Here is a 10,465-nt window from a genome sequence, read left to right as displayed (position 1 = left end):
CCCCACGTAAGCCGCAGTTCACCGGTCCGACCGACGCCGCCGGAACCCACTAACGTAGCAACTCACGGCGTGGGACACGCAAGCCCCAGCCCCACCACCGCTTTGCCAGCACGGCCACCTGGAGGTCACACGTAGCCGTGAAACTGTGCTAACATATGGGCAAAAGCTTTACGAAAGGGTGTTCATTATGACAGCTACTCTACCTACCCGTGACGAAGTACCCACCGACCTCACCTGGGATTTATCCACGATTTTTGCTGACGACGCGGCCTGGCAAGCGGAGTTTACCGCTGTACAGGCGCTCATTCCCGATTTAAAGGCGTTGCAAGGCACGTTGGGTCAAGGCCCCGACGCGTTAGCTAGCGGTATCAATCAGATTCTGGCCGCGTTCCGCCGCCTGGAAAAAGTGTACGTGTACGCGTCATTGAAAAGTGATCAGGATACTGGCAACAGCCAGTACCTGGGCTTTAAGGCCCGCGTTGAGAGCCTAGCGACCAGTTTCTCTAGCGCCACAGCCTTCATGAATCCTGAAATCATCGCCATTCCTGCGGATACCCTGAATGATTGGGTTGCGCAGAACCCGGAACTGCAGCACGCCGATCATTTTCTCGATAGCATCACGGCGGAGCGCGACCACGTGCTGGATGCCGCCACCGAGAGCCTGCTGGCGGCGGCCGGCGACGCCTTGGACGGGACCGAGAAGACGTTTAACGTGCTGAATAATTCTGACATTGACTTTGGCATGGTGCAGAACGACGACGGCGACTTTGTCGAACTCAGCCATGGCCTGTACGACGAGCTGATCCATAGCACGCACCGGGATGTGCGCCAGGGAGCCTTCGAATCCCTCTATGCCACCTACGATTCACTGAGTAACACCTTCGCCGCCACTTTGTCGGGCAAAGTCAAAGCCGATAACTTCCGCGCTGAGGCGCATCGTTATCCAAGCGCTCGGGCCGCGGCCATCAACGGTAACCACATCCCCGAATCGGTGTTCACCACCCTCGTGGAGCAGGTCAACGCCCACTTGCCGCTGTTGCACCGGTATGTAGCGTTGCGCAAACGCGTGCTGGGACTGGACGAACTCCACAGTTACGACCTGTACACGCCGCTAACCGGGAAACCTGCGTTGAGCTACAACATCGTGGAGGCTAAGGGTGAGGCGGAACGTGCCCTGGGCGTACTGGGTGACGACTACGTTAGCCACGTACACGACATTTACGATCACCGGATGGTCGACTTTGTGGAGAATAGCAATAAACGCTCGGGTGCCTATTCTGGCGGTGCGTATGATACCAACCCCTTCATTTTGATGAGCTGGCACGACTCGCTGGACTCCCTCTACACTTTGGTGCACGAAACCGGGCACTCCGTCCACAGCTGGTACTCGCGCCACAACCAGGACTACATGTACGGTGATTACCCAATCTTTGTGGCCGAAATTGCCTCCACGACGAACGAAAACCTGCTGACAGATTACTTGTTGAAGCATAATGATGATCCGCAGGTCCGGGCGTTCCTGTTGAACTATTACCTGGACGGGTTCAAAGGTACCATCTTCCGGCAGACCCAGTTTGCCGAGTTCGAGGATTGGATTCACCGCGCGGATCAGGCAGGTACGCCGCTGACGGCCGACGCCATGTCTGACCAGTACGCTGCGATTAACGCGAAGTATTACGGTGACGCGCTGGTTGCGGACCCCGAGATTAGTCTCGAATGGGCACGCATCCCGCATTTCTACTACAACTACTACGTCTACCAGTACGCCACCGGTTTTGCGGCCGCCACGACTTTGGCCAAAGGGATTACCACGGGTACCACCGGCGCGGTCGACCATTACCTTGGATACCTCAAGGGTGGCTCGGCTCAGTATGCCATTGATACTATGCGTGGAGCCGGCGTCGACATGACCAAGCCCGACTACCTGGAAGAGGCGTTCGGTGTCTTTGAGGATCGGCTGTCAGAATTGGAACAGTTGTTGTAATTACGAATAGGGGATTAATATGCAACGAATAGGATTTATTGGTACCGGCGTTATGGGTACTGGCATCATTAACAACCTGCTGGGTGCTGGCTACGAGGTGACGGTGTATAACCGCACAAAGGCCCACGCACAGGCAGTATTGGATCGTGGCGCACGCTGGGCGGAGACGCCAGCCAAAGTCGCGGCGGATACTGCCATCACCATGAGCATGGTGGGGTTCCCGCAGGACGTGGAGAATATCTACTTTGGTGACGACGGTATTTTAGCGGGTGCTGAACCTGGCCAGCTGGTAGTGGACATGACTACCAGCACGCCCACGTTAGCCCGTAAGATTACGGCGGCTGCCGGTGAGCGCGGCGTGGTTGCCCTTGATGCGCCGGTTTCGGGTGGCGATGTTGGTGCAAAGAACGGTACGCTGACGGTGATGGTCGGCGGCGATGCGGCGGCCATGGCGACCCTGCAACCGATCTTTGATGTAATTGCCGGTTCCGTTCACCGCTTTGGCGAGGCCGGCATGGGTCAGCACGCCAAAATGGCGAACCAGATTATGATTGCCGGCACGATGACTGGTTTGACCGAAATGCTGGTTTACGCGCTCGCAACGGGGTTGGCGTTGAACGACGTCCTGGCGACCGTGGGCGCGGGTTCCGCGGCTAACTGGAGTCTGGATAACTACGGTCCGCGGGTACTCAAAGGTGATTACACACCAGGATTCTTTGCCAAGCATTTTCTGAAGGATCTGCGGATTGCGCTTGATGAGGCCGATAAGATTGGTCTCGATTTGCCCGCCACGCAGACGGCCAAGCGGCTGTACGAACGGTTGGTTGACGCCGGCCACGGGGATGACGGGACGCAGGCATTAGTCAAGATTTACACGGCGTGGACAAAGTAATTCACGATGATAGACAAAACAACCCCAACAGGACTTGCTGCGGATGCTCAGAGGGCATCAGCGGCGTTCCCGTTGGGGTTGTTTTGTTGAATGGGTTAGTTGTTGTTCTTCAGGTTATCTGGCAAGTCGTTGGCGGCACTAAAGTCAATGGAGATGGTCTTAGGGTGATCCTTCACGATAAGGATGTAGGCGTGGCCCAAGAATGGCTTGTCACCTTTGTAGGTGATGGGGAACTCCTGCGCCGGTGCCGCGTTGCCCTGAATCATCATGGCGTACAGCTCGTCGTCGGTGAAATCGTCCGAGAAAATGATGGCGACGGGTGCGACAACAATCTGGTTGGCCTTAACCATGAGGTTGACGACCTGAAAAATCTGGTCGGTGACTTCTTTGGGGAAGGTTTGCGCAACCGCGTCAGAGACACGGTGCTTCTTGGTTGGTTCAAACATAGTTTTTCCTCCTGTAGTTACGCTGATGTCAGTTTAGCACAAACGTATGCCAGCACCTAAAATTAAACCGTAGATAACCAAAATGCGCGTGCAGCACCTTTTGAGGGTGGCGTCTGCACGCGCATTTAATCATTATAATGCTGAGCTAACGGCGGTTAGAAGTTCACCGTGTCGGGGTCCTGCGCCAATCCGGCCACACCGTGGAGTCCGTCAATCAGTTCCATGTCGTGGTGGGATAATTCAAAGTCGAAGAGCTGGGCGTTTTCTTGGATACGCTCGGCGTGAACGGACTTTGGTAACGGCAGGAAGTCGTGTTGTAGGCTCCAACGTAGTACAAGCTGGGCCACACTCTTCCCGTAACGTTCGGCCATCTTTTGCAATTCGGGCACGCCGAAAATCTTACCGGTGCCCAGTGGACTGTACGCTTCGTTCAGGATGCCGTTGTCCGTGTCAAACTTGGTGACTTCTTCCTGCATGTCGCTAGGGTTCAGGAACAGCTGGTTGACCATTGGCTTGGTGTTGGCCGTCTTGAATAGTTCCTCCAGGTGCTTGACGCGCATGTTGGAAACACCGATGGCACGCGCCTTGCCGGACTTGAGGATTTCCTCCATGGCGCGCCAAGTTTCAGCGTTGCTTTCCTGCCAGTTGTCGCGGAAGGCTTTGGGATTGCCCCAGTGGATGAGGTAGAGGTCCACGTAGTCGGTCCCCAGCTTGGCCAAAGACGTGTCGATAGCCTTGAGCGTGTTGTCGTAACCACGGTCAGAGTTCCACAGCTTGGTCGTGAGGAAGATATCGTGGCGGTCAACGCCGCTAGCTTTCAGTCCCTCGCCAACACTGGCTTCGTTGCCGTAGATGGCTGCGGTATCAATGTGACGGTAGCCGGCATCCAGTGCGGCTTTGACGGAGTCCTTGGCAACCTCGCCGCTTGGCGTTTGCCAGGTACCAAAGCCAACGATGGGGATTTCGACCCCGTTGCTGAGCGTGTACGTGTCGGTTAACTTGGTTAAGTGAGCCATTGTGTTTCCTCCTTATTAATTATCAGTACTAACATTACTTTAGCACAACCGTCCGGCGTTGGGGCAGTTAGCAAAGCAAATAATGCAACCGCTACCAGAGGTAATGTACGGGGCGCTTGATTTTGCGGTCGTAGACGTCCTGGACGATGGCCATCTGGTCGGCGGTCAAAGCAGGTAGATCGGCGGCTACGGTGTTGCGCTCAATCTGGCCGGGGTTGCTGGCGCCGGGGATGACGGCGCTGACGGCGTCGTACATGAGGATGTAACGCAGCGCGGTGGCCGCAAGGTTGTCGGTCCCCAAGCGTTCTTTGAGTTCATCGGCGGCGTTAACACCGGTGAGGTAGTCCACGCCGGAGAAGGTTTCACCCTTGTCGAATAGTTCGCCGTGGCGGTTATTGCTCCGCTGGTCGGTGGGCGCAAAGTGGCTGTTGGCGGTGAGCTTCCCCGTTAGCAGGCCGCTAGCGAGGGGTACGCGGGCCAGGATACCCACGTTGTGCTGCTGGGCGAGTTGAAAGAACAACTCGGCCGGGCGCAGGCGGAACATGTTGAAGATGATTTCGATCGCGGCCACGTTGTAGTCGAGGGCCTTGATGGCCTCCTCGACGCGTTCGACGCTGACCCCGTAGTGCTGAATCAGGCCTTCTTTTTGCAGTTGGTCAAGGGTCCAGAACATCTCGGGGTCGTAGTACGTTTGCATGGGTGGGCAGTGGAGTAAGACGAGGTCCAGGCTATCGGTCCCCATGTTGCGGATGGAGTCCTGCACGTAGCGGCGCAGGTGGTCAGGATTAAAGTGTTCGGCGCTGAGGGGTGTTTCTTTGCGTCCGATTTTGGTGGTGTAATGCACGTCAGGGTGTTGGCGAACAAAGGCGCCCACGGTCCGTTCGCTCGCGCCGTCCTGATAGCCATCGGCGGTGTCGAAGAAATTAACGCCCTGCTCGTAGGCAGCGGCGAGGGTGGCATCGGCGTCCGCCTGGTCAAAGGGAGCGCCCCACTTGCCACCAAGTTGCCAGGTGCCGAGTGAAACAGAGCTGATGTTGAAGCCAGTTTTACCTAGTTGTCGGTATTTCATTAGATATGCCTCCGTAAGTTGGTTGCCAAATTTGTGCAGGGCAACTGCTTGAACTACTACGGTATCAAATTTATACTTAGTCCGGTGAGAGGGCAATAGGGCACATAAAAGTGCCCTGCTATCAATTTGGAGAACGCTCTTATCTTCATGATAGCGTAGCGTCTCCACCGGCCAATAGCACCCCATGCCACTTAACAATAAGGAGAAGCAAATGACAGATGTAGTCCGCAAAGACGTACTCGCACGCCTACAGGACGGCGATTATAGCTGTGCCAAGGAGTTTACGCTCGCAATGTTTGCGGGTAAGTGGAAGCTGATTGTTCTGTGCCATCTAGATGCGCACGGTACGTTTCGGTTTAACGACTTACGGCGATTGTTACCACGAGTGACACACAAGGTGCTCACTAGTCAGTTACGGGAACTGGAGGAGGATCAGCTGATTAGCCGCCGAGAAGTACTCGGACCGCGCAAGAAGGTCTATTACCAAATCACTCCGTTGGGGCACTCGTTAATGCCGATTATTGACGCGATGTGTGATTGGGGCGACGCGCGGATCGCCCAACTACGGGTGGACCCAACATTTTCCGCTGACGAATCAGTTTTGCCCACCGAATAAGGCAAAATGATTACAGACCTGACACATTTTCACTAAAAAAACCTAAACGAAGCAATAACGCGACGGGACATTTGTTTCCTTATGGTATAATTCTCTCGATTAATGGCGAATACGTGTTATTGCCATTACGGCAAAAACCGTGAGAGAGGTACGTAAATGGATTCACGTTCGAATGGCACCAAGAAGGTTCGGCGCGCCCCCCACCATCCGGTGTGGCGCTTTTTAGGTTTTGCGTTCATCGGCATTTTATTTCTGGTGGGTGCTTATGGGTTCCGTGTCTTTTCGGAAACCAAGACGGCGGTTAATGGTACGTACGCTAACGTAACTACTGCTAGTGCAGAGGCCAACAGCAAGCTGATTAAGGATGAAAAGCCCATTTCCATCCTCTTGCTGGGGACCGATACCGGTGCGTTAGGTCGTGGTGCTAGTTGGGGCAAAGGGAATTCCGATTCCATTGAAATTGTCACGATTAATCCGCAGAAGCACAAAACTACGATTACCAGTATCCCCCGTGATACGCTCGCAAAAATTTCTGGGACTGGGGAAATTGCCAAAATTAATGCGGCTTATGCTAGTGGCGGGGAAGAAACAACCCTTAAAACCGTTCAGAACCTGCTGAACATCAAGATCAATTACTACATTACCGTGAACATGAACGGTCTGAAGAAGATTGTGGATGCCGTTGGTGGTGTGGACGTGACGGTACCGTTCAGTTGGAGTGATCCAGACCATGATGGTGGGGACTTCACCAAGGGTAAAGCACACTTAAACGGTACGCGCGCGTTGCAGTTTGCCCGGATGCGTTACGAGGATCCCAAGGGTGATTACGGTCGTCAACAGCGTCAACAGCAAGTCATTAAGGCAATCGTCAAGTCACTGTTATCCGCAAAGACGCTGACGTCGTACGAGAGCGTGTTGGGTTCCCTCAAGGGTAGCCTGAAGATGAACCTCACCTTTGACGACCTACTGTCCATGGCGCAGAACAGCGATTACCGTAAAGCTGGTAACAACATTAAGAAGTATACGTTGCAGGGGAATGACGCGATGATTGATGGCTCCGCCTACCAGGTGGCGTCTACGTCGGCATTGCAAAAGGCCAGCGACCGTATCCACGAACAGTTGGGTCAGTCACAGGAAACGTTGAGTAATTTCAATACACGGCTGAATGCCACGAATTCGGCGTTCTTTGATGGTACGACGACCTCGTACTACACTAGTTCAAGCAGTACGTATGACACTGGGACAACGTCAACGTACGGTACTGACAGCAGCGCGTATGGTGGTACAAGCTCCTATGGTGGGGGCGGGTACTAACTCATAATAGGATGGCATTAACAGGGTCTAGGCGCACCACGTCGAAGTGGATGCACCTAGGCCCTATTTGTATCGTATCGGGCCCGAGTTGGCGTGAACGTGGGTAGCCGTATACGGTGCCCGTATATAAACGTACGCGATGGGAGGCGTGGGGTGGATGGTGTTGGCCGCTGGCGTGTGGGCGGATTCCGGTACTGACCATTGTTATGCCAGTGGTGTACACAAAAACCCCGGCTATGGTCATGACCACAATCGGGGTTCTACAATATCTAATTTAATTAACCAATTACTTCAACGGTGGCGCTGAGCACCCCTGCAGAAGGAATCTGGTTGTTCGGCATAGCGACGTCTAACTGTTGGCTGTTGCTGCTAGCAAACGAACCAGTATCATTGACGACGCGGTACCAAACCGTACCGTCAGACAGGGTAATCTTCAACTGTGTCCCCTTAGGAAAGACGGACAGGTTGGCGGCCACACCACCATAACCGAGGCTGGAACCCATAACTGCAGGGTCGTAGAAGCTCAGTTTGAACGTACCGTAGCTCTTGCCACTAGTGCTCGTGTTAGCTGTACTAGTGGTGGTAGCGTTGCTAGACGTGCTGGCCTGGGATGCAGCGCTAGCTTGTTGGGCCTGAGCCTGATCCTTGGCGGCTTGTTCGGCATCCGCCTTTGCTTTGGCTTCCGCGTCGGCCTTAGCCTGCGCATCTGCTTGAGCCTTAGCGTCAGCTTCGGCCTGTAGTTCTTTTTCTGCTTCGTTATATTCGTTGGTGCCCGGGGTGATTTTGCTGCCCTGGTCTGGAATAGTCAAAGTGGAACCGCTAGCAAGCGTCAGTTTGTTCAACTGAATGTGGTTGGCTTTGGCGATATCATCCAAACTAACACTGTATTGTTCGCTCAATGTTTCAAGGGTATCCCCAGATTGTACTTTAACCTTGACGGACTGCTGGGCGTTGCTAGACGCGTCAACAATCGTACTGGCCTGTGCAAACATTACCCCTGGGATAATGGCAAACGCCGTTGTCACTACCCACTTCATATACGCAACTTTAATAACTATTCACTCCCAAAATTATATGCCGGTGGTTACCCACTGCTTCTCAACAAGGAGCAGTATACGGCCCGTTCATGTCATGGGAGTGCCAGTTAGATTACAAAAGCCGCTTTTTCTGCAACGTTGTAACACACGCGTAATGTAACGAGCGTTTTCTTTGCTTTGTGAAGAAAATATGGCTTTTTTGGGCGGCGGAATTCAAAATAGGGGGGTTGAATGTTACATTCCCCCACTTTCACGGTAATATAACGTAGAAAATGGGCGCGTATTATGCTCTTTGTGTCCACAAACAAAAGTAATTAACGTAGGCTTCCGGCCCGTAGACATATATAATGGAAGTACGATACCTAGAAAGGGTGATGATAGTGGGTCAATTGGTCTCGGTAATTGCGACCGTGCATAATCTTGAACAGTATTTGCCCCGGTTGCTGACCGCCCTCAGGCACCAGAGCTATCAGGACCTGGATATCATCCTAGTTGATGATGGCTCACACGATCAGTCGCCCGTAATTTTGGCGCGGGCGGCTACGCAAGACCAGCGCATACGTTTGTTGCCGCTCACGCCTGCCGGTGGGGTGGCTGCTGCTCGTAATGCGGGGCTGGAATTGGTCAAAGGGGACTACGTCATCTTTGTGGACGGCGACGACTGGATGGGGCGCGATTACGTTCGCCACTTTGTTGAAGGAATAGAGGCCAGCGACGCCGATGTGGTCGCCAATCCCTATATTGTGCAACGCGGTGGTGCCGAGACGGTCGTTGGCGAGGGCCAGTTGCCCCGTTTAATGACGCAGGATGAATTTATGGCCGCTGTGGTTGCGCCCACGGGAGCTATTCGCGGTTATCTATGGAACAAAATGTTTCGGCGGCAAATCATTACGGCGCACAACCTGCAGTTTGACGAAGATTTGGACGCAATGGAAGACGAATTGTTTACTGTGCGGTATGCTATACACGCAGAGCGCTTTTACTTTGGTGCTCATCCCGACTACCGTTACGGAGTACGTTCGGGTTCATTGACGACGAGTAATGACACGCTGAGTTTGCTGGGGCAGCAACTGACGGCCGTCCGGGCTATCAACCGCACGATTGCGGATGCCCGGGCGCGCGAACGTCCCACTTGGCGAACACGGCGGTTATTGGAAAAGGGCTAATGGTGCTAATTAATGAATGATGATTTGTTTATGACGCGTGCAGAAATGAAGGCCAGGGCAAAGGACCGTTTGAACCATCCGGGTGTCCGGTTGAAGCTAGCGCTGGCCCTGATTCTGCCGGTGGTCATTATGTTAATTTTGAATATTGTTGTGGGTATGGGGCTAAAGCAGGTTATGGACCAGGTAACCAGTTTGAGCGACGCGGACTTTATCAATCGGGTGCAACAAGCGACAATGGACACGCAGAAGAAGTCGCTGTTTGCTAATTTGCTGACCTTTTACTTCTTTACGGGTGTCAGTTTGACGACTTTGGACGTAGTGCGGAACCCCGACCGGCCTCTGCGCGTCTTTGACATCATGTTCAAGCTGTTTAATAGTACGTACTTCTTCTCGATGCTGATAATGTACGTATTGGTCACGCTAATTGTGGGCGTGGGCTCGGCATTCTTTTACGTTCCCGGTATCATTTTCGGCCTAGGTTTGCGGCTGGTTTACTTCCTGCTGTACGATGCAAGGCAGCGGGGCGACAACCGTGGCGCGTTCACAATTATGGGTGATTCGTGGCGGTTAATGCGGGGTTACAAAGCCGACCTGCTGGTGATGTACCTGTCGTTTATCCCGTGGTACCTGTTGTCCGCCCTGACGTTGGGTCTGGCAGAGCTGTACGTTACACCGTACATTCAGGCGACAATCGCCGTTTTCTACGAGCAGGTACGAATTCGTTATGCGGCTGACAACCCGGATAGTGACGCTGCGGACGGCCCACGTGAGGGTCAAAACCACATGGATGATTAACATGCGCTCGAGTGGCGGCTGCTAGTGGCCGGTCGTACTGGTGAGGTGGCTCCGGCTGAGCGGCTGGTCCCCGCGACCGGCTACGTGCCTTACGCTCCCGCCCGTGCCGGGCTACTGCGAATTGCCGTAA

10 protein-coding genes are annotated in these 10,465 nt (G+C 53.9%); 6 read left to right on the top strand and 4 right to left on the bottom strand.

The features are described from left to right. The first annotated feature begins 187 nt into the window (after nucleotides 1-187). Together pepF and LPA02S_RS08915 are read left to right on the top strand one after the other, a co-directional pair. The gene (pepF, locus tag LPA02S_RS08920; protein ID WP_056956200.1) at nucleotides 188-1,984 is read left to right on the top strand and encodes an oligoendopeptidase F; all 1,797 of its coding nucleotides are present in this window, start codon (nucleotides 188-190) and stop codon (nucleotides 1,982-1,984) included. Between the two features lie 19 nt (nucleotides 1,985-2,003). Beyond that, nucleotides 2,004-2,876 (top strand): NAD(P)-dependent oxidoreductase, encoded by an 873-nt coding sequence (locus LPA02S_RS08915; RefSeq protein WP_056956201.1) that lies wholly within the window; start codon nucleotides 2,004-2,006, stop codon nucleotides 2,874-2,876. Nucleotides 2,877-2,971: 95 nt separating this feature from the next. Here the strand turns inward: LPA02S_RS08915 and LPA02S_RS08910 are convergent, their stop codons facing one another. The 3 genes from LPA02S_RS08910 to LPA02S_RS08900 all read right to left on the bottom strand — a co-directional run bounded on the left by LPA02S_RS08910 (nucleotide 2,972) and on the right by LPA02S_RS08900 (nucleotide 5,407). Further along, entirely contained in the window at nucleotides 2,972-3,322 is a 351-nt protein-coding gene (locus LPA02S_RS08910; RefSeq protein ID WP_054651564.1) for a hypothetical protein, read from the bottom strand. 155 nt (nucleotides 3,323-3,477) lie between these two features. Beyond that, nucleotides 3,478-4,338, bottom strand: coding sequence for an aldo/keto reductase (locus tag LPA02S_RS08905; RefSeq protein ID WP_054651562.1), 861 nt, complete (start codon nucleotides 4,336-4,338; stop codon nucleotides 3,478-3,480). A 91-nt stretch (nucleotides 4,339-4,429) separates the two neighbouring features. After that, nucleotides 4,430-5,407: an aldo/keto reductase gene (locus LPA02S_RS08900; protein ID WP_054651560.1), complete on the bottom strand. Its 978-nt coding sequence runs from the start codon at nucleotides 5,405-5,407 to the stop codon at nucleotides 4,430-4,432. Between the two features lie 211 nt (nucleotides 5,408-5,618). Here LPA02S_RS08900 and LPA02S_RS08895 point away from each other — a divergent pair, with 211 nt between their 5' ends. Continuing rightward, nucleotides 5,619-6,023, top strand: a complete 405-nt coding sequence (locus LPA02S_RS08895; protein ID WP_054651558.1) for a winged helix-turn-helix transcriptional regulator — start codon at nucleotides 5,619-5,621, stop codon at nucleotides 6,021-6,023. 156 nt (nucleotides 6,024-6,179) lie between these two features. Continuing rightward, entirely contained in the window at nucleotides 6,180-7,337 is a 1,158-nt protein-coding gene (locus LPA02S_RS08890; RefSeq protein ID WP_082405513.1) for an LCP family protein, read from the top strand. 278 nt (nucleotides 7,338-7,615) lie between these two features. Here the strand turns inward: LPA02S_RS08890 and LPA02S_RS11555 are convergent, their stop codons facing one another. Beyond that, the gene (locus tag LPA02S_RS11555; protein WP_082405515.1) at nucleotides 7,616-8,329 is read right to left on the bottom strand and encodes a LysM peptidoglycan-binding domain-containing protein; all 714 of its coding nucleotides are present in this window, start codon (nucleotides 8,327-8,329) and stop codon (nucleotides 7,616-7,618) included. Between the two features lie 392 nt (nucleotides 8,330-8,721). Here LPA02S_RS11555 and LPA02S_RS08880 point away from each other — a divergent pair, with 392 nt between their 5' ends. After that, complete coding sequence (locus LPA02S_RS08880) at nucleotides 8,722-9,540, top strand: glycosyltransferase family 2 protein (protein WP_082405512.1); 819 nt, start codon at nucleotides 8,722-8,724, stop codon at nucleotides 9,538-9,540. Between the two features lie 30 nt (nucleotides 9,541-9,570). Beyond that, nucleotides 9,571-10,335 (top strand): DUF975 family protein, encoded by a 765-nt coding sequence (locus LPA02S_RS08875; RefSeq protein WP_162204142.1) that lies wholly within the window; start codon nucleotides 9,571-9,573, stop codon nucleotides 10,333-10,335. The last annotated feature ends 130 nt before the right edge of the window (nucleotides 10,336-10,465 follow it).

Origin of the sequence: Lacticaseibacillus pantheris DSM 15945 = JCM 12539 = NBRC 106106, assembly GCF_001591865.1 — a bacterium.
Classification (GTDB): Bacteria; Bacillota; Bacilli; order Lactobacillales; family Lactobacillaceae; genus Lacticaseibacillus; species Lacticaseibacillus pantheris.
Note: the sequence above shows the minus strand (reverse complement) of the source record. Positions and strands in the feature narration are given on the sequence as shown.

What these genes read in the sequence shown, in the direction of transcription:
- pepF (WP_056956200.1), top strand. Translation starts at nt 188, where the DNA reads ATGACAGCTACTCTACCTACCCGTGACGAAGTACCCACCGACCTCACC.
- LPA02S_RS08915 (WP_056956201.1), top strand. Translation starts at nt 2,004, where the DNA reads ATGCAACGAATAGGATTTATTGGTACCGGCGTTATGGGTACTGGCATC.
- LPA02S_RS08910 (WP_054651564.1), bottom strand. Translation starts at nt 3,322, where the DNA reads ATGTTTGAACCAACCAAGAAGCACCGTGTCTCTGACGCGGTTGCGCAA.
- LPA02S_RS08905 (WP_054651562.1), bottom strand. Translation starts at nt 4,338, where the DNA reads ATGGCTCACTTAACCAAGTTAACCGACACGTACACGCTCAGCAACGGG.
- LPA02S_RS08900 (WP_054651560.1), bottom strand. Translation starts at nt 5,407, where the DNA reads ATGAAATACCGACAACTAGGTAAAACTGGCTTCAACATCAGCTCTGTT.
- LPA02S_RS08895 (WP_054651558.1), top strand. Translation starts at nt 5,619, where the DNA reads ATGACAGATGTAGTCCGCAAAGACGTACTCGCACGCCTACAGGACGGC.
- LPA02S_RS08890 (WP_082405513.1), top strand. Translation starts at nt 6,180, where the DNA reads ATGGATTCACGTTCGAATGGCACCAAGAAGGTTCGGCGCGCCCCCCAC.
- LPA02S_RS11555 (WP_082405515.1), bottom strand. Translation starts at nt 8,329, where the DNA reads ATGTTTGCACAGGCCAGTACGATTGTTGACGCGTCTAGCAACGCCCAG.
- LPA02S_RS08880 (WP_082405512.1), top strand. Translation starts at nt 8,722, where the DNA reads ATGGAAGTACGATACCTAGAAAGGGTGATGATAGTGGGTCAATTGGTC.
- LPA02S_RS08875 (WP_162204142.1), top strand. Translation starts at nt 9,571, where the DNA reads ATGACGCGTGCAGAAATGAAGGCCAGGGCAAAGGACCGTTTGAACCAT.